The 23,257-nt window shown below is 70.7% G+C and carries 22 protein-coding genes; 9 read left to right on the forward strand and 13 right to left on the reverse strand.

Annotated features, from left to right (window positions below):
- The first annotated feature begins 442 nt into the window (after positions 1-442).
- Positions 443-1,990, forward strand: a complete 1,548-nt coding sequence (locus L3i22_RS35395) for a UxaA family hydrolase (protein WP_221321838.1) — start codon at positions 443-445, stop codon at positions 1,988-1,990.
- Positions 1,991-2,030: 40 nt separating this feature from the next.
- Here L3i22_RS35395 and L3i22_RS35400 read toward each other — a convergent pair whose 3' ends face one another.
- From L3i22_RS35400 to L3i22_RS35410, 3 genes are all read right to left on the reverse strand, one after another.
- Positions 2,031-3,170 carry a hypothetical protein gene (locus L3i22_RS35400; protein WP_221330312.1) on the reverse strand — a complete coding sequence of 380 codons (1,140 nt, stop codon included), beginning with the start codon at positions 3,168-3,170 and terminating at the stop codon, positions 2,031-2,033.
- Between the two features lie 85 nt (positions 3,171-3,255).
- Positions 3,256-4,227 carry a LacI family DNA-binding transcriptional regulator gene (locus L3i22_RS35405; RefSeq protein ID WP_221321839.1) on the reverse strand — a complete coding sequence of 324 codons (972 nt, stop codon included), beginning with the start codon at positions 4,225-4,227 and terminating at the stop codon, positions 3,256-3,258.
- A 675-nt stretch (positions 4,228-4,902) separates the two neighbouring features.
- Complete coding sequence (locus tag L3i22_RS35410) at positions 4,903-5,658, reverse strand: DeoR/GlpR family DNA-binding transcription regulator (RefSeq protein WP_221321840.1); 756 nt, start codon at positions 5,656-5,658, stop codon at positions 4,903-4,905.
- A gap of 57 nt (positions 5,659-5,715) precedes the next feature.
- Here L3i22_RS35410 and L3i22_RS35415 point away from each other — a divergent pair, with 57 nt between their 5' ends.
- The 3 genes from L3i22_RS35415 (at position 5,716) to L3i22_RS35425 (ending at position 8,408) form a co-directional block, all read left to right on the forward strand.
- On the forward strand, positions 5,716-6,396 hold the full coding sequence (locus L3i22_RS35415; RefSeq protein WP_221321841.1) for an NUDIX domain-containing protein: 681 nt from the start codon (positions 5,716-5,718) through the stop codon (positions 6,394-6,396).
- Between the two features lie 20 nt (positions 6,397-6,416).
- Positions 6,417-6,866 (forward strand): response regulator, encoded by a 450-nt coding sequence (locus L3i22_RS35420; protein ID WP_221321842.1) that lies wholly within the window; start codon positions 6,417-6,419, stop codon positions 6,864-6,866.
- 195 nt (positions 6,867-7,061) lie between these two features.
- Complete coding sequence (locus L3i22_RS35425) at positions 7,062-8,408, forward strand: FAD-dependent oxidoreductase (protein WP_221321843.1); 1,347 nt, start codon at positions 7,062-7,064, stop codon at positions 8,406-8,408.
- 150 nt (positions 8,409-8,558) lie between these two features.
- On the opposite strand, the gene L3i22_RS35430 is transcribed toward L3i22_RS35425, so the two are convergent.
- The 4 genes from L3i22_RS35430 to L3i22_RS35445 form a co-directional block, all read right to left on the reverse strand.
- The gene (locus L3i22_RS35430; protein ID WP_203683803.1) at positions 8,559-8,762 is read right to left on the reverse strand and encodes a cold-shock protein; all 204 of its coding nucleotides are present in this window, start codon (positions 8,760-8,762) and stop codon (positions 8,559-8,561) included.
- Between the two features lie 207 nt (positions 8,763-8,969).
- The gene (locus tag L3i22_RS35435) at positions 8,970-9,647 is read right to left on the reverse strand and encodes a methyltransferase (protein ID WP_255657399.1); all 678 of its coding nucleotides are present in this window, start codon (positions 9,645-9,647) and stop codon (positions 8,970-8,972) included.
- A 132-nt stretch (positions 9,648-9,779) separates the two neighbouring features.
- Positions 9,780-10,946, reverse strand: a complete 1,167-nt coding sequence (locus L3i22_RS35440) for a class I SAM-dependent methyltransferase (RefSeq protein ID WP_221321844.1) — start codon at positions 10,944-10,946, stop codon at positions 9,780-9,782.
- Positions 10,947-11,007: 61 nt separating this feature from the next.
- On the reverse strand, positions 11,008-12,252 hold the full coding sequence (locus L3i22_RS35445) for a saccharopine dehydrogenase family protein (protein WP_221321845.1): 1,245 nt from the start codon (positions 12,250-12,252) through the stop codon (positions 11,008-11,010).
- Positions 12,253-12,367: 115 nt separating this feature from the next.
- On the opposite strand from L3i22_RS35445, the gene L3i22_RS35450 reads away from it, so the two are divergent.
- Both L3i22_RS35450 and L3i22_RS35455 read left to right on the forward strand, forming a co-directional pair.
- Complete coding sequence (locus tag L3i22_RS35450; protein WP_221321846.1) at positions 12,368-13,072, forward strand: TetR/AcrR family transcriptional regulator; 705 nt, start codon at positions 12,368-12,370, stop codon at positions 13,070-13,072.
- A gap of 24 nt (positions 13,073-13,096) precedes the next feature.
- The gene (locus L3i22_RS35455; protein WP_255657400.1) at positions 13,097-14,041 is read left to right on the forward strand and encodes an endonuclease/exonuclease/phosphatase family protein; all 945 of its coding nucleotides are present in this window, start codon (positions 13,097-13,099) and stop codon (positions 14,039-14,041) included.
- 7 nt (positions 14,042-14,048) lie between these two features.
- Here the strand turns inward: L3i22_RS35455 and L3i22_RS35460 are convergent, their stop codons facing one another.
- Positions 14,049-14,990 (reverse strand): inositol-3-phosphate synthase, encoded by a 942-nt coding sequence (locus L3i22_RS35460; RefSeq protein WP_221321847.1) that lies wholly within the window; start codon positions 14,988-14,990, stop codon positions 14,049-14,051.
- 107 nt (positions 14,991-15,097) lie between these two features.
- Between L3i22_RS35460 and L3i22_RS35465 the strand changes: the two genes are divergently transcribed.
- The 3 genes from L3i22_RS35465 to L3i22_RS35475 all read left to right on the forward strand — a co-directional run bounded on the left by L3i22_RS35465 (position 15,098) and on the right by L3i22_RS35475 (position 19,257).
- Positions 15,098-17,014, forward strand: coding sequence for an acyl-CoA dehydrogenase family protein (locus L3i22_RS35465; protein ID WP_221321848.1), 1,917 nt, complete (start codon positions 15,098-15,100; stop codon positions 17,012-17,014).
- 110 nt (positions 17,015-17,124) lie between these two features.
- Positions 17,125-17,931 (forward strand): hypothetical protein, encoded by an 807-nt coding sequence (locus L3i22_RS35470; RefSeq protein ID WP_221321849.1) that lies wholly within the window; start codon positions 17,125-17,127, stop codon positions 17,929-17,931.
- Between the two features lie 153 nt (positions 17,932-18,084).
- The gene (locus L3i22_RS35475; protein WP_221321850.1) at positions 18,085-19,257 is read left to right on the forward strand and encodes a S8 family peptidase; all 1,173 of its coding nucleotides are present in this window, start codon (positions 18,085-18,087) and stop codon (positions 19,255-19,257) included.
- Between the two features lie 397 nt (positions 19,258-19,654).
- On the opposite strand, the gene L3i22_RS35480 is transcribed toward L3i22_RS35475, so the two are convergent.
- Genes L3i22_RS35480 through L3i22_RS35500 form a run of 5 tightly spaced genes read right to left on the reverse strand, consistent with a single transcriptional unit; the run spans position 19,655 to position 23,208 of the window.
- Positions 19,655-20,077: a DUF2089 domain-containing protein gene (locus L3i22_RS35480; RefSeq protein WP_221321851.1), complete on the reverse strand. Its 423-nt coding sequence runs from the start codon at positions 20,075-20,077 to the stop codon at positions 19,655-19,657.
- 22 nt (positions 20,078-20,099) lie between these two features.
- Positions 20,100-20,360, reverse strand: a complete 261-nt coding sequence (locus tag L3i22_RS35485; protein ID WP_221321852.1) for a hypothetical protein — start codon at positions 20,358-20,360, stop codon at positions 20,100-20,102.
- Positions 20,357-20,737 (reverse strand): DUF2089 domain-containing protein, encoded by a 381-nt coding sequence (locus tag L3i22_RS35490; protein WP_221321853.1) that lies wholly within the window; start codon positions 20,735-20,737, stop codon positions 20,357-20,359. The genes L3i22_RS35485 and L3i22_RS35490 overlap by 4 nt, the downstream gene beginning before the upstream one ends.
- A 55-nt stretch (positions 20,738-20,792) precedes the next feature.
- Positions 20,793-21,830, reverse strand: coding sequence for a hypothetical protein (locus tag L3i22_RS35495; RefSeq protein WP_221321854.1), 1,038 nt, complete (start codon positions 21,828-21,830; stop codon positions 20,793-20,795).
- A 43-nt stretch (positions 21,831-21,873) separates the two neighbouring features.
- A complete protein-coding gene (locus L3i22_RS35500) occupies positions 21,874-23,208 on the reverse strand; it encodes an MFS transporter (RefSeq protein WP_221321855.1) in 1,335 nt (444 codons plus the stop codon).
- Positions 23,209-23,257 lie beyond the last annotated feature (49 nt).

Raw genomic sequence — 23,257 nt, forward strand, 5'->3', positions numbered from 1 at the left:
GCTCAGGGTCGCTTCAAGAGGGCTTTGACAACCCTCAGCACCAGCCGGCCCCACCCACGGCTCAGGCCCGCCCTTGGCTCAGCGCCACCCTCGGCTCAGCGCCACCCTCGGCTCAGCGCCACCCTCGGCGCAACCCCGCAAGGCCGCGCCCACTCCCGGCCCAGCCGCGGGCGCGGGCCTTCGGCTGGTGCGCAGGGCTGCTTCGAGAGGGTTTTGACAGCCCTGCGCACCAGCCCGCGAGCGGGGCGCGGCCGGGCCTGGGGTGGTCGCGGCCTTGCGACGGATGCCACGGACGGGCGGGGCTGACGACGTACCAAAGCGGAATTGAGGGTGAGTGGCAGCGGCCCGGCGGCGGCGGATGGGTTTTCAGGGGTCCGGTGGCGTGCCAGGATGGTCGATGGAAACGTTTCCAGTATTTTTCAGCGGACGCTAGGAAGGCCCCATGCCGGATCGTGCCGAGCCCGCCGCCCTGCGGAATGTGGCGTTGCTGCTGAGGGACGGCGATGACGTCGCCGTCGCCACCGAGGACCTGGCCGGGGGGCGGACGCTGCGGCACGACGACGGCGATCTGACCGTCGCGGCGCCGGTGCCGCGCGGGCACAAGATCGCGCTGCGGGATCTGGCCACGGGGGCACAGATCCACAAATACGGTCAGGTCATCGGGCGGGCGACGGTGCCGATCCGGGCCGGTGAGCACGTGCACGCGCACAACCTCGGCATGGACGCGGTCGAGCACGACTACGAGTTCGGGACCGGGGTCGTCGCCATCCCGCCGGCCGCCGAGGTGCGGACGTTCCAGGGGTTCAAGCGGGCGAACGGCGCGGTCGGGACGCGGAACTACGTGGGCATCGTGACCTCGGTCAACTGCTCCGCCTCGACCGCCCGGATGATCGCCGACCAGTTCCGCGGCCCGATCATGGACCTGTATCCGCAGGTGGACGGCGTGGTCGCGCTCGCCCACGACTCCGGCTGCGGGATGGTCCCGGCCAGCGAGGGCGGGCAGATCCTGCGGCGCACGCTGCGCGGGTACGCGACCCACCCGAACATCGGCGGCCTGATCGTTCTCGGACTCGGCTGCGAGATGCTCGGCGTCGAGACGCTGCTCGCCGACCTGGACGCGCCCGCCGACACGCTGATCGAGCGGATGACCATCCAGGAGACCGGCGGCATCCGCGCCACCGTCCGGGCCGGCACCGAGGTGGTGCGCTCGCTGCTGCGACAGCTGAACGAGCGGCGCCGCGAGACGGTCCCGGCGTCGGCGCTGATCCTCGGCCTGAACTGCGGCGGCTCCGACGGCTACTCCGGGATCACCGCGAACCCGGCCCTCGGGCGCGCCTCCGACCTGCTCGTCGCCCAGGGCGGCGCGAGCGTGCTGGCCGAGACGCCCGAGGTGTTCGGCGCGGAACATCTGCTCACCCGGCGGGCGGTCAGCCGGGAGGTCGGCCAGCGGCTGCTCGACCGGATCGCCTGGTGGCACAAGTACGTCGAGGCCGGCGGCGGCACCCTGGACAACAATCCGTCCCCGGGCAACAAGGCCGGCGGGCTGACCACGATCCTGGAGAAGTCGCTGGGCGCGGTGGCCAAGGGCGGCGCGGCGCCGATGTCCGCGGTCTACGAGTACGCGGAGCGGATCACCGCGCCGGGATTCGCCTTCATGGACACCCCCGGCTACGACCCGGTGTCGGTGACCGGGCTGGTCGCGGGCGGGGCGACGGTCGTCTGCTTCACCACCGGGCGCGGCTCGGTGCTGGGCGGCAAACCCGCCCCGGTCATCAAGATCGCGACGAACTCGGAGGTCTTCGAGCGGATGCGCGACGACATGGACCTGGACACCGGCGGCATCGTCACCGGCACGACGACGATCGACGCGGCCGGCGACGAGATCTTCGAGACGATCCTGGCGGTGGCCTCCGGCCGGCTCACCGCGAGCGAGGACCTCGACCTGGGCCGCGACGAGTTCGTCCCCTGGCAGCTCGGCGCGGTCACCTGAGGCGCGCAGCCGCCCCTCGCCCGGCCCGCGCGCGGCCGGGTCAGGAGAGCTTCGAGCCGCTGATCTTCGGGTTGCCGGAACCCAGGTAGAAGATGCCGGGCAGCCCCGTGGTCTCGAACCCGGCGCTCGGATTCTTCCGCAGCGTCGAGTTCCGGATCACGACCGTGCCGGTGCGGTCGTTGCTGACGAAGAAGATCGCGCCGCCGCCCTCGACCGCCTTGTTGCCGGTGATCACCGTGCCGTCCAGGGTCAGCGTCATCCTGTCGCCGTCGTTGTAGATCGCGCCGCCGCTGCCGCCGCCGGTGGTGCCGGAGCGGGCCGGGTTCGCCCCCTTGCCGACCGCCGAGTTCCCGGAGAAGTAGCTGTTCAGCACGGTCCAGGAGACCCCGATGCTGCTCAACGCGGACCCGTTCGAGCAGACCCCGCCGGTGAACGTGCTGCCGACGACGTAGACCGGCGTGTCCCCGCCCTGGTCCAGCACCCGGATCGCGGCGCCGCCCAGGTCCGGCCCGGTCCGGTCGCACTTGTTGCCGGTGAACCGTGAGTTGATCACCTTGAGATGCCCGCCGCGGACGAAGATCGCGCCCCCGCCGCCGCCCTCGGTCTTGTCGCCGGTGCTGTTGCCGTTGCTGAACGCCATGTTCTGGATCGTCATGCGGGGTGTGTCCTGATCCTGGCAGTGCGAGGTGGTCCAGCCCTGCGCCTGGTCACACGTGTTCATGTACAGGATCCGGCGCTTGCCGCCACCGCTGAGCGTGACCTTGCTGCCGCCGTCGAGCACGAGCGTCGAGTGCGCGTTCTTCACCTTGGCGGTGGCGGTCATGGTGATGGTGACCGGCGCCGGGCCGCAGTCGAACGTGACGATGCCGCCGGCCGCGACCGCCTTCACCACCGCGGCGGAGGTGCAGCTCGCCGGGGCGCCGGTGCCGATCGTCCGGTCCGGCTTGCGGGTGTCGACCGGCTTGGCCGCGGCCGGGATCGACGCCCTGCCGCCCGGGTTGCCGGGCTTGGGCAGGGTCGTCTCCTTGACCGGTTTCGACGCGGACGGCGACGGCGCGACCGACGACGGGACGGCCGACGACGGCGCCGGCAGCCCGGCACCGGCGGACACGGCGGCGGACGGCCCGGCCACGAAGTCGACCGGCTCCTCGCCCTTCGACCTGGAGCACGCGCCGATCATGAGCAGGCTCAACAGCCCGGCTAGCAGCACCCGTCGATTTCGCACCGGGCGATGCTACGGCCTGGGACGTGCGCTCCGCACTCCCCTACTGACCGCCTGTGGACAACGGGGCCACGCCCGAGGAGGCCCGCACGACCAGGCCGGTCGGCAGCACCACCTCGCCGCCGGTCACCCCGCTGCGGCCGAGCAGCAGGTCCAGCCCGACCACCCCGGCCCGGCCCTTCGGCACGGCGACGCTGGTCAGCGGCGGATGACTCATCGCGGCCAGGCTCACGTCGTCGAACCCGACCACGCTGACCTGCTGAGGCACCGCCGCGCCCCGGGCCGCCAGCCGGTGCAGCACGCCGAGCGCGACCAGGTCGTTGTAGGCGATCACGGCCGTGGCCGGGCCGGCCAGCAGCAGATCTCCGGCGAGCAGCCCGCCCTCGAACGTCGGCGCCACCGCCCCCAGCGCCGCGATCGACAGACCGGACAGCGCCTCGACCCGCCGGCGCGCCGCCCAGGAGTCCGCGGGGCCGGGAACGTACGCGATCCGCTCGTGCCCCAGCGCCCGCAGATGCTCGACGGCCTGCCGGATCCCGTCCGCGATGTCCGCCACCACGGACGACATCCCGGGCACCCGCCGATGCAGCAGCACCGTCGTCGCCGGGTCGGCCGCGGCGAGAATCTCCGCGTCCGAGGCCCGCGGCGAGCACAACAGCAGTCCGTCGGTGTTCCGCCCGAGCGTCGCGATCGCCTCCAGCTCGGCCACCGGGTCCTCGTCGGTGTCCGCGATGAAGACCCCGTGGTCTACCGCCCGGGCCCGCGCGCTGACCCCCTTCGCCACGTCCGCGAAGAACGGATTGCGAAGATCAGGAACAATCAACCCCAGATTTCCGGTACGGCCGGTGATCAGCCCCCGGGCCGCCCGGTTCACCCGGTAGCCGAGCCTATTCGCCGCTTCCAGCACGGTCTCCCGGGTGGCCGCACTGACGGTCCCCCCGGTCAGCGCCCGCGACACGGTCGACACCGAGACCCCGGCCTCACGCGCGACGTCCTGCACGGTCGTGCGCCCCAACCCGGCCCCCCATTTTCGGCTCGCGCCAGCATAACGACCACCCAGCTCACCCCCGCAGTCCCGCCACACCAAACCTCGAGCCCCGCCAGCCGCCGAGCCGCATGCCCGAGCCGCATGCCCCGAGCCGCAAGCCGCAAGCCGCAAGCCGCAAGCCCCGAGCCGCGAGCCGCGAGCCGCAAGCCGCAAGCCGCAAGCCCCGAGCCGCGAGCCGCAAGCCGCGAGCCGCGAGCCGCGAGCCGCGAGCCGCGAACGCAGCCCCAACAGCTGCCAAGAGCACAAGCCACCCGCTGGTTCCAAACCGCACGAAACGACCGTTTTCACCAGCCATAGGGCCAAGAAGCGGGTAAAAAAAAAGGGCCCGCCCTCCCTAAGGGGGGCCACCTCCTCTGACGTAATTGTCGCGTGATTCGCCAAGATCATGCTGGTGGCCTGTGGATGACGCTGCAGTGTGGATAACTCCCACGGGTTCGGATCTTGGGGTAGCGCGCAACCGCCCTCGGAGCCGAGACAGCCCCGGTGGCCGTTCGGGTTTTGGGGTAAACCGTGCCCACCCTCGGACGTCGCCCTTGCGGGTCTCGTGTTCTGGGCGCCCCGCGCCCTTGCGAGGCCCGGAAGGGTCCCCGCGGGAGCGACGATCAGTTATTGGCCGCAGCCGAGGCAATGAAGAATTTGAATTCAGGCCGGAATGATCGCGACGCCCGCCGAGCGCAGCGCCCGCAACGCCGGATGATCCGGGTCGGCGTCGGTGACGATGCCGGTGACCTCGGCCGGCGGCAGGACCGTGAACGGCGAGGCCGTGCCGATCTTCTCCGCGCTGGCCAGCACGTAGGTTTCCGCGGCGCGTGAGGCCAGGGTCCGCTTCATGGCCGCCTCGTCGGCGTCACCGGTGGTGAGGCCGGCCTCCTGGTGCACCCCCGTCACGCCGAGCAGGAACACGTCGGCGGAGACCCTGAGGGCGGCCTCAGCTGTCGCCGCGCCGCAGGTCACGGCGGAGTGTTTGAAGAGGCGGCCGCCCAGGACGTAGACGTCGACCGTCGGATGGGCCACCAGGGCCGCCGCGACCGTGGGACTGTGCGTGACGATTGTCGCGGAGAGATCGTCGGGCAGGGCGGCGGTCACCGCCAGTGCCGTGGTCCCGCCGTCGAGCAGGATCGTGCTGCCGGGGCGGATCAGCTCGGCGGCGGCCGCGGCGACGCGCTCCTTGCTGGAGGTGGCGACCGTGGTGCGGGTGGCGTAGTCGGCGGCGGCCGGCGAGACCGGCAGGGCGCCGCCGTAGACCCGCTGGCAGAGGCCGGCGGCGGCGAGCTCGCGCAGGTCCCGCCGGATCATGTCCTCGGTGACGCCGAGCCGGGCGGCGATCTCCTTGGCGACCACCTTGCCGTCGGACCGCAGGTGGGCCAGCAGCACATCGCGTCGCTCCGCGGCCAGCATCCGTGTTTCTCCTCATTGTTGTCGACTGTTGCGTGTTTCCTGACCTAGATTAGCCCCATGACCGCACAACCCGGCATCGACACCCCTGACGCCCGCGGGCGCACCGGCCTGGACCGGGCGGGCCGCGACCTGGCCGGCAATCCGGACGTCGTGGTGCGGGAGGTGGAGCTGCTCGCCACGGCGTGGCACGTGCTCCGCCGGACGACCTATGACTATCGGGGGCGCGACGGCGGCTGGAGCCGGCAGCAGCGCGAGACCTATGACCGCGGCGACGGCGCGACCGTCCTGCTCTACGACCCGGCGCGGCGGACCGTGCTGCTCACCCGGCAGTTCCGCTATCCGGTGTATGTGAACGGCCACCCCGACGGCATGTTCGTGGAGACCGCCGCCGGCCTGCTGGACGGGGACGATCCGGCGGCCGCGATCCGGCGGGAGGCGAGCGAGGAGCTGGGCGTGGTGATCGGCGAGCTGGAGCCGGTCTTCGCGGTGTGGACGAGTCCGGGATCGGTCACCGAGCGGGTGCACTGTTTCGCGGCGCCCTATTCGGCGGCGTCGCGGGTCGGGCCGGGCGGCGGGCTGGCCGACGACGGTGAGGACATCGCCGCGGTGGAGCTGCCGTTCGCGACCGCGCTGGAGCGGATCGAGACCGGCGAGATCGCCGACGCCAAGACGATCATGCTGCTCCAATGGGCGGCATTGCGCGGGCCGTTCCGGCAGGCCGCCCCAGCAGAGCGATAGGAGTGCCATATATTTGCGCGATGGCAAAGACCGAGCGCGTCCTGGACGTCCTGATCGTCGACGACGATGACGCCGACACCCTGATGATCGAGGAAGCGCTGATGGCCGCCAGCCCCGCGCCGGAGGTGCACCGGGTCGCCGACGGCAGCGAGGCGATCGAGTACCTGCGCCGCCGGGGCCGGTACACCGAGGCCCGCCGTCCGGATCTGATCCTGCTGGACCTCAACATGCCGCGGATGAGCGGGCACGAGGTGCTGGCCGAGGTGAAGGGCGACGACCAGCTCAAGAGCATCCCGGTGGTGGTGCTGACCACGTCGACCGCGCTGCCGGACATCACCGCGAGCTACACGCGGCACGCGAACGCGTTCGTCACCAAGCCGATGGATCTCGACGGGTTCGAGGCCGCGGTCGGCAAGATCAAGAAGTTCTACAACGAGACCGCGGTCCTTCCGGGGGACACAGAATCGTGAAACGCCTCACTCTCCGTAGAGATTAGGCGAGCCTTACCAGCGCTTCTAGCTGCGCAAACACCGGTTCGGCGGGATCCCGGCCGGCAGGACGAAACTTGATCTGAACCTAGGTTGAAGTTTTACAGTTCCTGTTCGCCCGGAGGTCGATCTTGGCTGGGCGGGTTTCGCTGCTACGAGTTGAGTGAGGGAAGCGCCATGGACCGCCCCCTGAGGGTCGCCGTCATCGGAGCCGGCCCAGCCGGCATCTACGCCGCCGACCACCTCATCAAAGCCGACCCGGACGTCACCGTCGACATCCTCGACAAGCTGCCCACCCCCTACGGCCTGATCCGGTACGGCGTGGCACCCGACCACCCGCGGATCAAGGAGATCATCAACGCGCTGTTCCGGGTCCTCGACAACCCGCGCATCCGGTTCATCGGCAACGTGGCGTACGGCGTGGACGTCAAGCCGGAGGAGCTGAGCCGCTTCTACGACGCCACGATCGTCTCGACCGGCGCCGAGAAGGACCGGGCCCTGGACATCCCGGGCATCGACCTGCAGGGCAGCTTCGGCGGCGCCGACTTCGCCTCCTGGTACAACGGTCACCCGGACGTGTCCCGCGAGTGGCCCCTGGAGGCCACCGAGGTCGCCGTGATCGGCGCCGGCAACGTCGCCATCGACGTGGCCCGGATCCTCGCCAAGACCGCCGACGAGCTGCTGGTCACCGAGATCCCGGACAACGTCTACCAGGCGCTCAAGGCCAGCCCGGTGACCGACGTGCACCTGTTCTCCCGGCGTGGCCCGGCGCAGGTCAAGTTCACCCCGCAGGAGCTGCGCGAGCTGGACCACTCGCCGAACGTCGAGGTGATCATCCACCCCGAGGGCATCGAGTTCGACGAGGGCAGCCTCGAGGCGATGCGCAAGACCCGGCACGTCAAGATGTGCGTGGACATTCTGCAGAACTGGGCCGTCCGCGACCCGCGGGACCGGCCGCGCCGCCTGCACCTGTACTTCCTGCAGGCGCCGGTCGAGGTGCTCGGCGAGGACGGCAAGGTCGTCGGCCTGCGCACCGAGACCCAGGAGCTGACCGGCGACGCCTGGGTGCGCGGCACCGGCGAGTTCACCGACTGGCCGGTCCAGGCCGTCTACCGCGCCGTCGGCTACCTCAGCAGCGCGCTGCCGGACCTGCCGTTCGACACCAAGACCGGCACCATCCCGCACGCCGCCGGCCGGGTCCTGGACCTGGACGGCGAGCACATCCCCGGCATGTACGTGGCCGGCTGGATCAAGCGGGGCCCGGTCGGCCTGATCGGCCACACCAAGGGCTGCTCCGGCGAGACCGTCACCAGCCTGCTCGCGGACATGGACAAGCTGCAGCAGGCGCCGCAGCACGACCCGTCCGAGGTGATCTCCTACCTCGAGCAGCGGGGCCTGCCGTACACGACCTGGCAGGGCTGGCAGAAGCTGGACGCACACGAGATCGCGCTCGGCGAGCCGCACGGCCGCAAGCGCGTGAAGGTCGTCCCCCGTGACGAGATGACGACCATTTCCAACGGCTGATATGGGTAAGGCCCGTCCGGAAGGACGGGCCTTACTGGAAGGCGGCCGACCGGCACGGGAGCTCACGCCAATGTAGCGGATCTCGACCGTGGCGATCGGCCGCCACCTAGCCCGGCGACCCGAACCGGGTCACCGGACAGCTTTCTTACTTCAGAGCGGACGGATGTTCTCCGCCTGCAGGCCCTTCTGACCCTGGGTGACCTGGAACTCCACCCGCTGGTTCTCCTCGAGGCTGCGGAAGCCGGAGGTCGCGATCGCGGAGAAGTGCGCGAACACGTCGGGGCCGCCGTCGTCCTGAGTGATGAAACCGAAGCCCTTGTCGCTGTTGAACCACTTGACGGTGCCGGTCGCCATGACCACTCCTTGTCGATTTTCGTGCTGACTACTTGGTGCTGGTGAATGTTGGTGCTGGTGGAGCCGGTCTTGCAGGTACATCTTGGTGCGAACTTCTCGATGTGAACAAACAAAAAACGCCTGTCGGGCCGAGATGCCCATCAGGCGTTTTGAGAACGTCTCAGGAAACCAGAAGTTGCAACGCCGTCACCGTAGCACGACGCGGGCTCAACGAACCGACCCGAGGACGGAAACCTCGGTGATCCCGGAGTCCTCCGCCGCGCCCAGACCGGTGATCCGATAACTGCGCAGCAGCTGCAGCCAGTGCTCCGGAACGTGCCCCCGGCCCGGGTCGCCGACCAGGACCGCCGCGCCGCGGGCCATCGCCCGGCGCAGGAAGCCGGCCATCCGGGCGGCCAGGTCACGGTCGTAGAAGACGTCCCCGACCAGGACCACCTCCGCGTCGCCGCCGTCGCCGTCGAGCAGGTCCCCCTCGACCAGCCGTAGGCCCACACCGTTCACGTCGGCGTTCATCCCGGCCGCCGCGCAGGCGAACGGATCGATGTCGTTCGAGGTCACCGACGCCGCGCCGGCCTTGGCCGCGGCGATCCCGGCCACCCCGCAGCCGCAGGCCACGTCGAGCACCCGCCGCCCGGTCACCAGGTCCGGATGGTCCAGCACGTACCGGGCCAGGGCCTGACCGCCGGCCCAGGCATTCGTCCAGAACGGGTAGAACGTCGTCCCCGCCTGGATCTCCAGGCGCGCCTGGAGCACGATCGCGTCGTCCGCGAGATGCATCAGCAGCTCCGGTACGAACGGCAGGCGAACCAGCCGTAAGCCGTCGTATCCGTCGTCGCTGGAGGTCGCCAGAAAGCGCTCGAGCTGGGTTCCACTGGTACGCGGCACGGCACGCTCCGATCGTGAGTGCCGCCACAGGGCGCAGAACGGCCCGTCCGACCTTACGCGACCGCGCCAGGTCCCACCCGCGGCGTGGTCACGAATGACACGTCGGGGTGTAACCTGGGCGGCCGCTTCCGATCAGGCGGTTTCCGCCGGGTTGTACTGCAGGGTCCACCGGTACGCCTGCACCAGCCGGGTGTCGAAACCGGACGCCGACCCCCACAGGAAGATCCGGAACCGGCGGTAGAGCTCCTCGCCCCACCGGGCCACGATCTCCTCCCGCCGGTCGTCCAGGCGCTTCGCCCATTCCCGGCACGTCAGGTAGTAGTTGTGCCGGTCGTCCTGCACGCTGAGCAGGTCGAACGGTGACCGGGCCACCTGGCGGAGGTACTGGTGCAGCAGCAGCGGCGCCGAGCGGCCGGGGTAGACGTACTGCTTGAAGAACGTCGACGCGGTGTGCTTGCGCCGCATCGCGAGCGCGTCGAGATAGACGCGCCCGCCGGGCTTGAGCAACCGCGCGTACGTCTTCAGGGTCGCCTCGTAATCCGGCAGGTGCTCGGTGACGCCCATGTTCACGATCGCGTCGAAGCGTTCGTCCGTTCGATACCGCAGGATGTGCTCGCGCACCACGGTGACCGGCAGTTTCTCCCGCGCGAACAGGTCGGTGAGGAACCGCTCGGACTCGACCGCCAGGGTGACAGTTGTCACGTCGATGCCGCGGCGGGCCGCGTACTCCGAGAAGGCGCCCCAGCCGCCGCCCACCTCGAGCACCCGGTCACCCGGTTTGACCTGCAGGTCGTCGAGCGCGATGTCGAGCTTGCGGGTGACCGCGTCCTCCAGCGGCTCGTCGTCGCCGGCGAACACGCCCTGGGTGTAACAGCGGTGCCGCTCGTCGAGGAAGGTCAGGAAGAAGTCCGACTCCTCGTCGTAGTGCTGGGAGATGGCCCGCCGGTCGTGGTCGGTCTTGCCGTGCCACAGCGACGGCGCCCAGCGGCCGAGGAACGCGACGGGATGGAAGTCGGAGAAGAACCTGCGCATGTTGAGCGCCGCGCCGAGGTCGCCCTCGACGTCGACGTGCCCACCCAGGTACGCCAGAGCGACCTGCAGTTGATCGAGGGACGCCAGCGCGTCGTGGCCCGCGTCGTCACGGACCACGATGCGGAACCTGGACGGGGTGGACTCGCTGACGCCGTACGACCGGGTGACGCCGTCGCGGGTCAGGATCTCGAAGGGGATCGGTGTGCGGTCACGGAAGAACTCGTCGTAACGCCGGCTGAAGACGTCGGCCAAGGAACGCCGCCTCATGCCGAGATCTTCTCACCAAATTCCGCGCCGCACACCCGTCAATATCGACGGATCCCCGGGGTCACACCCCGGCCGGCGCCGGAGCGGGCACCGCCTGCTCACGAAGGCCCCAGGGCGAGCCGTACGCGGTGAGCAGATCCAGGAACGGCCGCGGCGGGAACGCCTCCGGGCCGAGCACGCCCGCACCGGTCCACGCGCCGGTCGCGACCAGCTCCAGGGCGACCACCGGGTTGATCGCGGTCTGCCAGACCACGGCCTGACTGCCGTACTCCGCCATCGACCACTCGTTGTCGACCACGTGGTAGAGGTAGACCTCGCGCGGCACGCCGTCCTTGGTGCCGGTCACCCAGGTGCCGGCGCAGGTCTTGCCGCGCATCCGGCTGCCCAGCTGCGCCGGGTCGGGCAGGCTGGCCGCCACCACGTCCCGCGGCGACACGGTGACCGGGCCGTTCGGGCCGGGCACGATCACGCCGTCGGTCTTGTCCAGGCCGATCTGGTGCAGGGTCCGCAGGGTACGGATGAAGTCCTCGCCCAGGCCGTACTTGAAGGTCACCCGGCGGGCGTCCACCCAGCGCGGGATGAGCAGCACCTCCTCGTGCTCCACGTTCACGCACTGGACCGGGCCGATCCCCTCGGGGAAGTCGAACATCTCCGGCTCGCTGAACGGCGCGGTGGTGAACCAGCCGCGCTCGGCCTCCCACACCACCGGTGGATTCAGACACTCCTCGATGGTGGTCCAGATGTTGAAGCTGGGCGCGAACTCGTAGCCGTCGACGGTCAGGTTGCCGCCGTCGCGTACGCCGATCTCCTCGATCTCGTCGAACAGCTCGTCGGCCGCGTAGCGGGCGAAGACGTCCGAGAGCCCGGGCTCGACACCCATGCCGACCAGTGCCAGGGCGCCCTTGCTCGCCCAGACCGTGTGCTCGGCGAACTGGGCGTCGCCCAGCTTGACGCCGGTCTTCCGGTACGGCGCGTCGGGGTGCGGCTTGGACAGCGACATCGCCATGTCCAGATATGTCACGCCGGACTCCTGCGCCGCCTCGAACAGCGACACCACGAAGCGCGGGTCGGTGGCGTTGAGCAGCACGTCACAGCCGGTCCGGCCGATCAGCTCGACAACGCCGGCCGGGTCGGCCGCGTCCACCCGTTCGGCGCGGAAGCGGGGGTCACCGACCGATGCCACCGCGGCTTGCGCCCGGCCCAGGTCGTAATCGGCCACCACCATCTCGTCGAAGAACCGGCGCCGCGCCGCGATCCGTGTGATCGCCGTGCCGACGCCGCCCGCACCTACCAGCAGGACACGCATGACCTGCTCCTTCCTTGCCTTTCAAACGCCAGAGTTATCAGGGGCCCCGCACAGATCAAACTGTCTCGGAGGTCGTAAGGTCAACTGTGTTGGCATAAGAAGGTCGAGGTGAGCGATGCCGAAGGCAGTGGTCAGCGAGGAACGGCGGCGCCGGCGCCGGCCCACGCGCAGCGGCAAGGTGCTGTCCGAGCAGTTGATCATCGATACGGCGTTGCGCCTGCTCAGGGAGCACGGCAGCACCGGGCTGAGCGCCCGCCGGCTGGGCCTCGCGCTGGACTGCGACCCGAGCACGCTGTACCGGTACTTCCGCGGCATGGACGACCTGACCCTGGCGATCGGCGACACCCTGATCGGGCAGGCGCTGGAGGGCTGGTCCCCGACCGGCGCGTGGCGGGCCGACCTGCGCCGGCTCGGCATGCGGATCCACGCGGCGTACGTCGCGCACCCGCAGGCCGCGGTGCTGACCACCAGCCGGGTCACCGGGCGGGCCAACGAGCTGGCCGCCGACGAGGCGGTGCTGAGCGTGCTGCGCTCGGCCGATCTGCCGGTCGCCGAGGCGGTCCCGGTGTACCACGCCTTCATCGACCAGACGCTCGCCTTCGCCGCCCTCGACGCGGCCTCGCTCGCCCTGCCCAACGCGGCCCTGCGCGCCGAGGACGAGGTGTGGCGATCGACGTACGGACATCTGCCGGCCACCAGCCACCCGCACATCGCCGAGGCCGCTCCCCTGCTGGCCACCGAGATGGTGAACAGCGCCTATCCGTCCGCACTGGAGCTGCTGCTGGACGCCGTGGCGGCCCGGTTGTCCGGCCGGCCCTGACCCGGCGGCGGCTATCGTCGGACCGTGCCGATCCGCAAGGTCCGACCATTGGTGCTGCTCGCGCTCGTGTTCACCTGCCTGCGCGGTGACCCGGTCGCGGCGCCCGCTCCGGCACCGGCACCACCGGCTCCGGTACCGGTACCGGTGAGTCCGTCCGTTCTGGACGCTCTGGCCGGGCCGGCCGCGCCCTCCGATCTGGACGTGATGACGTTCAACCTGCGGTACGCCAGCAGCGTCGGGTCCAACACCTGGGCGCAGCGGCGCCCGGTGATGCGCGACCTGCTGCGCGACGAGCGGCCGGACCTGATCGGCACCCAGGAGGGGCTCACCTTCCAGCTGAACGACATCCGGGCCGACCTGGGCCCCGCCTACGACTGGACCGGCAAGGGCCGGGACGGCGGTGACCTGGGCGAACACATGGCGATCTTCTTCGACACCACCCGGTTGAGCCCGGTCCGGTCCGGCGACTACTGGCTCTCCACCACGCCGGAGGTGCCGGCCTCGCGCAGCTGGGACACCGCCCACGTCCGGATGGTCACCTGGGTGCTGTTCGAGGACCGGCGGACCGGGCGGCGGTTCTACGCGGTCAACACCCACCTGGACAACATGAGCGAGAGCGCCCGCGAGCACGGCGCCCAGCTGATCCTCCGGCGGCTCGCCGCGTTCGACCCGCTGCCGGTGGTGCTGACCGGCGACTTCAACAGCCCGGGCGAGGCGAGCCCGGTCCACCGGCTCCTGACCGGCGCGGGCGGCCTCCGGGACACCTGGACCGGCGCGCCGTTGCGGGGCCCGGCGTACGCGACGATCCACAACTACCAGGCGCTGATCCCGGACGGGGAGCGCGACGACTGGATCCTGACCACCTCGGACGTCGGCGCGGTGGCCACCCTGATGAACACGTACCGCGGCGGCGGCACCCAGTACCCGAGCGACCACCTGCCGATCCAGGCCCGCCTCCGGCTGCCGTGAGCGGCGCTCAGACCGCCGTGCCCGGTGGGGACTTGAGCAGCGCCGCGGCCTCCGGCAGGTAGCCGCCCCGGCCGGACCGCACCGCCGCGCCGGCCAGCCGGACCAGGTCGATGTTGACGCCGGCGGCGCCGGCCGGGTCGTGCACCTTCAGATGGACGTCCAGGCTGACCGCGCTCCCGGCCCAGCCCCGCGCCTCGATGTTGAGGTGGGCGATCTTCTGCGAGCCGAGGTGCGGCAGGTACCCGAGCGGGGCGATCCCCACCAGGTCCGAGCCGAGAGCGTTCGCCTTGGACCGCTTCTTGGCGTCCGGGTTCGCCACCAGGTTGCGGAAGTCCTCGGTGCCACCCAGGTTGACCTGGTACGAGCCGGCCAGCGTGAGACCGCGCGCCGCCAGCAGGTCCAGCAGCGTCCGGTGCAGCACCGAGACGCCGAACTGGCTGGCCAGGTCGTCGCCGATGAGCGGCAGCGCGGCGGCCGCGAAGCGCCCGGCCAGACCGGCGTCCCGGGCCACCGGGTCGGCGGTGGTGTTGACGAACGCCGCCCCGGCCGCGAGCGCCGCCTCGGCGTAGGCGAGCGCGATCTCCGGGCGACCGCTCGGCGCCGAGTAGAGCACCACCTCGGCGCCCGTCAGCGCGCCGGCGATGCGCTCGATCCCGGTCGCGTCGAACAGGCCGCGCTGCACGGTCACGCCCGCCGGCGGCAGGTCCGCCTCGACGCGCGGGAAGTTGTTCGGCGCCGCGAAGATCGCCTCGTGCAGGTCCTTGCCGACCTTGCCGTCGGAGCGGGCGAACGCGGCGACCACCCGGACGTCGCCGACCGCGAGCCCGTCCACCTCGGGGCGGGCGATGCCGATCAGGCTGCCGGTGTTCCGGTAGAACGCGAGGCCCTGCACCAGCGCCGACGTGTTGTTCCCGACGCCGATCACCGCGACGCGCAAGCTATCGATCATGGTCAGCACGGTAGACGACTGTCGATCATCGCAGAGGGCTACCTACCGGTAACACTCGGGCGTAGCGTGACGGCCAGGCACGTCCGACGTCGGAGGGATGTGGACCGATGACCACGACGCACGGGAAACCGGCAGACGTCTCCGAGAAGCAGGCCCGGCAGGTCGCCGAGGCCGCCCGCGAGGCCGAGTGGCGAAAACCGAGCTTCGGCAAGGAGCTCTTCCTCGGCAGGTTCCGGCTCGACCTGATCGATCCGTGGCCGTCCGCGCCGGCGAGTCCGGACGCGGACGATTTCCTTCAAAAGCTCGAGGCGTACGTCCGGGACGGCCTGGACGGCGAGCAGATCGAGCGGGACGCCCGGATCCCCGACGAGGCGTTCCACGAGCTGGCCCGGCTCGGCGCGTTCGGCATGAAGATCGACAAGGAGTACGGCGGGCTCGGCCTGTCGAATCTGCACTACTGCAAGGCGTTGACGCTGATCGGCTCGGTGAGCGCGTCGACCGCCGCGCTGCTCTCCGCGCACCAGTCGATCGGGGTGCCGCAACCGCTGAAACTGTTCGGCTCCGACGTACAGAAGCAATCGTTCTTGCCCCGGCTTGCCGGGGGTGAGGTTTCCGCGTTTCTGCTGACCGAGCCGGATGTCGGGTCGGACCCGGCGCGACTGGGCACGATCGCGGAGCCGGTCGACGGAGGTTTTCGCCTCAACGGGGTGAAGCTGTGGGCGACCAACGGGACGCTGGCGACGCTGCTCGTGGTGATGGCGCGGGTTCCGGAGAAGGGCATCACCGCCTTCGTGGTCGAGGGCGACTCGCCGGGCATCACCGTGGAGCGGCGCAACGCGTTCCTGGGCCTGCGTGGCCTGGAGAACAGCGTGACCCGCTTCCACGACGTGTTCGTGCCCGCCGAGAACGTGATCGGCGGCCTCGGCCGGGGCCTGCGCATCGCGCTGACCACGCTGAACACCGGCCGGCTGTCGCTGCCCGCGATGTGTGTCGGCGCCGGCAAGCGGTCCCTGGCGATCGCCCGCGAATGGTCCGCGGACCGGGTCCAGTGGGGCCGCGCGGTCGGCAGCCACGAGGCGGTCGCGAAGAAGATCTCCTTCATCGCCGCGACCACGTACGCGATGGAGTCGATGCTCGACCTCTGCTGCCTGATCGCCGACGACAAGCGCAACGACATCCGGATCGAGGCGGCGCTGGTGAAACTTTTCGCCAGCGAGATGGGCTGGCAGATCGCCGACGAGCTGATCCAGATCCGGGGCGGGCGCGGCTACGAGACCAGCGACTCGCTGCGGGCCCGGGGCGAGCGCGGCGCGGAGGCCGAGCAGCTGCTCCGCGACATGCGGATCAACCGGATCTTCGAGGGCTCGACCGAGATCATGCACCTGCTGATCGCCCGGGAGGCGGTCGACGCGCACCTCTCGGTCGCCGGCGACATCATCGACCCCGACGCCGGCCTGGCCCGGAAGGCCCGGGCCGGGGCGCGGGCCGGCGGTTTCTACGCCCGGTGGCTGCCGACGCTGGCGGTCGGCAAGGGGCAGAACCCCGCCGAGTTCGGCCGGTTCGGCCCGCTCGCGGCCCATCTCCGGTACGTCGAGCGCGCCTCCCGCAAACTGGCCCGCTCGACGTTCTACGCGATGTCCCGCTGGCAGGGCAAGCTCGAGCGCAAGCAGGGCTTCCTCGGCCGGATCGTGGACATCGGGGCGGAACTCTTCGCCATGTCGGCGACGTGCGTGCGCGCCGACGCGTCCGGGCAGGCGCCGCAGCTGGAGCTGGCCGACCTGTTCTGCCGGCAGTCCCGGATCCGCGCCGAGGCGCTGTTCGCCGCGCTGTGGGACAACACCGACGCGCTGGACGTGAAGGCGGCGAAACGGGTCCTCGACGGGCGGTACGCGTTCCTCGAGGAGGGGGTGGTGAATCCGGCCTCGGATGCCGCCTGGGTGGCCCCCTGGGAGCCCGGACCGGCCACCGTCGAGGACGTCCGGAGGCGGTTTCCTCAGGTCAGCGACCCCGCGGACGATCATTGACGAAGACCACAGTGATCTTGGGAAAGGCGTCCGGTAGGGTTAACCCCAGGTGAACGACGAGTGAATCGCAGAACGGGGAGCCAGCCGGGGTGCCAGCCAATGAACTTGCCATGCCGCGCGCCCGGCGTCTCGACCCGGCCCGACCCGGGAAACGGCACTTCGCCAAGAACACCGGCAAGTGGGGCTACTGGGTGCCCCCGGCCGGCCGCACCGTGAAGCTGGCCGACCAGGCCGAACGCGTCGAGCTCAAGGTGGTCTCCAGCGAACGGCAGTGCCGCTCGCTGGCGATCGACCGGGCCGCCGCCGAGTCCCGCCGGGTGTTCTTCCTGGACACGCCGGACCTGGCGCTCTACCGCGCCGGGCTGGTCGTGCGGGTCCGCGACATGGGCGACCGCCCGGACGACGTGGTGGTCAAGCTCCGGCCGATGGACTCGCACACGGTGCCGAAGTGGGTGCGCCGCAAGAACATGCTCGAGGTCGAGATCGACGCGATGCCCGGGCAGCGGGTCTGCTCCGGCTCGCTGAAGGTCCGCCTCGGCCGCGGCGTGGTCGCCCGCACCTGGTCCGCCGGGCGCCCGCTCACCAAGCTGCTGCCGCAGCCGCAGCGCCGGCTGCTCGCCGCCTGCGGCCCGGACCGGCTCTCCCTCGACGACCTGGTCGTCTTCGGGCCGGTCGAGGTGCGGAAATACCGGTTCGAGCCGGACGGCTTCGACCGCCGGCTCGCCGCGGAGAAGTGGGCCTTCCCGGACGGGTCCACCGTGCTGGAACTGTCCACCCGCTGCCCGGTGGGCAAGGCGCCGGAGGTCGCGGCCCGGCTGACGGCGACCCTCAGCGCGCACGGGGTGGCGCCGGCCGCGTCCCAGATGACCAAGACCGAGATGACGCTGCGCTACTCCGCCGCCGACTGGGCAGCCTGATCCCACCCGATCACCGCCCATCGAAGATCGTCGTTTGCAAGCCGGCATCAACCTCCTGAAGACCTCCTAATGAATCGTTGATCGTCAATCAAACTTTGGTTCCTAGCCTGAGTTCCAGGCGCCACACCGGCGTCGCAACTCGGGAGGAACCCCATGCGTCAGCAAGCCGCCGCCGTCCTCACCGGCATCACCCTCGCGGTCCTCGCGACATCCCCGGCCTACGCCGCCGAGGCGACCGGCACCGTCCTGAACGCGGACAGTGCCACCGCCGTGGATGGCACCTACCTGGTCACCCTGACCTCCGACGTCGACCGGGCGCGGGCCGACCGGCTCGCCGCCCGCTACGGCGGATCGGTCGACCGGATCTTCGGGCACGCCGTCGAGGGCTACACCGCGCACCTCTCCGCCCGTCAGGCCGCGCGACTGGCCGCCGACCCGTCGGTGGCGAGCGTGGAGGCCGACCAGACGGTCCGGATCGCCGACACCCAGAGCTCCGCGCCGTGGGGCCTGGACCGCATCGACCAGCGGGCGTTGCCGCTGAGCGGGACCTACACCTACGGTCCGAGCAGCGGGACCACCGTCTACGTGATCGACACCGGGATCCGGATCACGCACCAGGACTTCGGCGGCCGGGCGAGCTACGGCTACGACGCGGTGGACGGGGACACCGTCGCGCAGGACGGCAACGGGCACGGGACGTTCGTCTCGGCGGTCGCGGTCGGTAGCACGTACGGCGTCGCCAAGAGCGCGAACGTGGTCGGCGTCCGGGTCCTGGACAACAACGGCTCGGGCACGACCGCGGGCGTCATCGCCGGCATCGACTGGGTGACCGCGCACGCGGTGGCCGGCCGCTCGGTCGCCAACCTCAGCCTGGGCGGCGGCACCAGCAGCACGCTCGACGCCGCGGTCCGCCGGTCGATCACGGCCGGGATCCCGTACGCGATCGCCGCCGGCAACTCCGGCGCCAACGCGAGCACCAGCTCACCGGCCCGGGTCACCGAGGCTCTCACGGTCGGCGCCACCGGCAAGACCGACGCCAAGGCCTCCTGGTCCAACTACGGCTCGGTACTGGACCTCTTCGCACCCGGCGTCGACATCACCTCGGCCTGGCGGACCAGCGACTCCGCCACCTACACCGGCAGCGGCACGTCGTTCTCCTCGCCGCACGTCGCCGGCGCGGCCGCCCTCTACCTCACCGCCCACCCGGGCGCCTCGGTCGCCACCGTCAACGCCGCCGTCGTCGCCGCCGCCACCACCGGCGTCGTCACCGGCGCGGGCACCGGCTCCCCCAACCGCCTGCTCTACACCAGCACCCTGAGCAGCTGAAAGATCAAGAGATTCATTTCCGACGCTGCGGCCAATAACTGATCGTCGCTCCCGCGGGGACCCTTCCGGGCCTCGCAAGGGCGCGGGGCGCCCAGAACACGAGACCCGCAAGGGCGACGTCCGCGGGTGGTTGCGGTCAGAGCACAAAACCTGAACACCGGAGGGCTTCGCGTGCGGAACGCGAAGCCCTCCGGTTTGTCGCTAAACTTCAGTGCGGCAGTTCAACTGTGCGTCACGAGTGATCGCGGCGCGGCCTCGGGAAGGTGTTCCAGCACCTTCTCGGGGCTCTGCCCGCGCGGCGACGGACAGGTAGCCGCGGGCGGACAGGTAGCCGCGGGCGGACAGGCTGCGGACCGGCAGGCAGCCGACGGACCAGGAGCCGGCGGGCAGCCCGCGGTCAGTCACAGAAGACCCGGACCTTCGCGTCCGGCTGGTCCACCTCGACGGTCATCTCGCCCAGGTGCTCGACCAGCTCCTCCAGCTGCTCCGGCTTGAGCTGCGTCAGGTCGAACGGGATCCCGTTCTTGCTGAGCTCCTCGTTCGCCTTCCCCAGCGCCTGCGGCGGGATCAGCGCGGCCAGCCGCACCCCGGCCCGCAGCAGCTGCAGCGGCACCCGCACGTTGACCCGGCCCGGCTCGCCGCCCTCCATGGTGTCGACCTCGACCCGCAGATACTTCGGCGCGGCGGCCGGCCGCACGTCGGAGCTGGTCGCGTTGGCCGGCCGCGACCGGTCCAGCGCGGCGATCAACTGCTCCGCCTCGTCCGCCGTGATCTTGCCCTCGGCCAGCATGTCGAGGATGTCCTTACGCTGTTCGTTCATTGCTTTCTCCCTTCCGGAGAACTCATCGGATGTTCACCAGCACGGTCGACCGCCCCTCGTGGACGTCGACCAGGGTGCCGCGCAACGCGCAGAAGAACCGCCAGCCCGCGAGGAACGCCCGCAGCACCGAGACGCGGTAGACCACGCACGCGACGACGGCCACCAGCGCGGCCAGGATCAGGAGCGGCGAGAACACGAGCGCCACCGGCAGCACCGGCACCCAGATCCGGATCGGCCGATGATCCGGCTGCTCGACCCGCACGGTGAGCAGCTGCGGCATCATGACGGGCCCCCGCCCAGCTCGGCCAGCGCCTGCTGCGCGGTGATCTCGCCCCGCCGCAGCCGGTCGATGACCTCCGACCGGGGTGGCGCCGGATCGGTCTCGACGAAGTCGAGCAGCTGGGAGACCCGGTTCAGCCGGGACTTGATCGTCGGGTAGCTCACCCCGAAGATCCGCTCCATCTCCTTGATGGAGCCGTGACACCGCACGAACGCCGTCACGAACACCTGGTCCTCGACGCTGAGCTGAGCCAGCTGCGGCGGCTCGAACCCACCCTCGACAGCCACGCCGTTGTCGGCCAGGCGCACGCGCTCGACGACGAACGGCCTGCCTCTGGTCAGGTTGGTGAGCTCCTGCCAGTCCATCGCCCGCTCTGTCATAACTCAAGTTATAGGCCGTACCAAATTGATTTTCAAGAAGTTGATCTTAAGATTTTTAATCCCGGGGCCAGCCGGCGTTCGGATGCTCGGGTCCGCCGAGTCCCGTCGAGACCAGATCGGCGAGCATCCAGACCTGGAAGTCGCCGGTCTGGTAGCCGCGGAAGGCGAGCCCGCCGACGATGTCCTCCCAGGTCGTGGCCGGGAGCGTCACCGGGACCCGGGCGGCGGTCGGGGACACCGACGTCAGGATGCGCTCGATCCGCGCGTGGGCGTAGCGGCCGGCGGGCCACTCGATCGGCTCGAGGCTGCGGCGGATCGCGCGCCACTTCGCGGCCGGGAGCACGACCTGATAGCTCCGCGTCGTGTCGAGGCCCAGGTCGTCCGAGGTGACCTTGCCGACGGTGAACTCGCACCACGGCGACCAGCCGCCGGAAGCTCCGCGAACCCGCCATTGGTACGACTCGCCGTGCGCGAGCATGGGGCCACCCGTGAAGTGCAGGTCGGCAACCGCCTTCCCGCCCTCGCTACGGCCCGGGAGTGTGCGGTCCTGCGCGGTCGACCGGTCGACCCCGGTGATCTGGAAGGTCGAGTCGGTCCCGGCGGCCGACGTGGCGGACAGCTTCGGCCAGACGGTGTCCAGGACGGGCCGGTCCGCGCCACGCACGCAGAGGTACCCGTCGGTGTCCATGGTCGGCTCCGCGAGCGGAAGGACCGGGCGGGTTGTCGCGGGACCGCACTGCTCCGGTCCGTACAGGAGCCGGCACCGATCGATCGACCGCAGCAGAAAGTCGTCCGTCGCGGCAATCTCGGCCGACGGCTCCCGGCCGCGGTCCGCCGGCCGGGTCGCGACGACCGTGACCAGGCACAGCACCACGACGACGGCCGCGGCGACGGCCATCCGGACCAGCGACCGGGACGCCCCGGACGGCTCGACGGGCGGCAGACCGGGCGGCGGATCCGGCTCAGCGGAGGGCGGCGGCACGGAAACCGCCGGCCTCCGATGCCGGATCAGGCGGGCGGTGGCGACCCCGCCCACCGCCAGCCCGGTCAGGGTGAGCAGGATCCCCCACCCGGTCGCACGGCGCGTCGTCACGGCCCGCCGGATCGGCAGCTCAGCCCAAAAACTGAGGTGAGCGTCAGCCCACCGGCTCCCGGACCGCGTCGGTGACCCGGTCGTGCCGCAGCGAGGACCGCGCGGTCTCCTTCGCGGCCAGCACCGCGATCACGGTCAGCACCGACGCCACGGTCATGTAGATCGCCACCGCCGTGGTGTTCGGGTGGTGCACGTCGCCGAGCAGCTTCAGCGCGATGATCGGGGCGAGCGCCCCGGCCAGGATCGAGGCGAGCTGGTAGCCGACGGACGCGCCGGTGTACCGCACCGACGTCCCGAACAGCTCGGCGAAGAACGCGGCCTGCGGGGCGTACATCAGGGAGTGCAGGATGAGACCGACGAGCACCGCCAGGATGATCTTCGGCTCCGACCTGCTGCCGATCAGATCGAAGAAGACGTACGACCAGATCGCGATCCCGATCGCCCCGGCCAGGTAGAGCGGCCGCCGCCCGACCCGGTCGGAGACCGCCCCGAGGATCGGGATGAGCACGAACTGCACGGCCGAGCCGATCAGCAGCGCGGTCAGGATCTTGCTCTTGTCCGCGCTGGTCCCGGCGAACGTCGTCAGATACGTGATCGAGATGACCGTGACCAGGTAGTACGCGATGTTCTCGGCCAGCCGCATGCCCATCGCCAGGATGATCTCCCGCGGGTAGCGCCTGATCACCTCCAGCAGCGGCTGGTGTTCCTTGGCCGGCAGCTTGGCGCGCGCCTCCTGGAAGAGCGGGGACTCCTCGATCTGCAGGCGCACCCAGAGGCCGACCAGGACGAGCACCGCGCTGAGCAGGAACGGGATCCGCCAGCCCCACGCGTTGAACGCCTCGTCCGGCTGGACCAGCGCGAGCACCCACAGCACCCCGGTGGCGAGCAGGTTGCCCAGCGCGACACCGGCCTGCGGCCAGGACGACCAGAAGCCGCGGCGCGCGTCGTCGCCGTGCTCGGCGGCCATCAGCACCGCGCCGCCCCACTCCCCGCCGACCGCGAAGCCCTGCCCGAGGCGGCAGACCAGCAGCAGGATCGGGGCGGCGACGCCGATGCTCGCGTAGGTGGGCAGCAGGCCGATCGCGACCGTGGCGACGCCCATCATCATCAGCGAGACGACGAGCATCTTCTTGCGGCCGACCCGGTCGCCGAAGTGGCCGAAGACCACCCCGCCGAGCGGGCGGGCGAGGAACCCGAGGGCGTAGGTGCCGAAGGCCAGCAGCGTTCCGGTGACCGAATCGGATTTCGGGAAGAACAGGGTGCCGAAGACGAGAGCGGCGGCCGAGCCGTAAAGGAAGAAGTCGTACCACTCGACGGCGGTGCCGACCAGGGAAGCGAAGACGACCTTGACGATCGGGGCACGTGCGGTGGTCGACATGTGCATCCTCTCCAAAGGTGTGACGTAGGTTACGGGGACGCTACGTCCG

The sequence above is a fragment of the Actinoplanes sp. L3-i22 genome, assembly GCF_019704555.1.
In the GTDB taxonomy this organism is placed as follows: Bacteria; Actinomycetota; Actinomycetes; order Mycobacteriales; family Micromonosporaceae; genus Actinoplanes.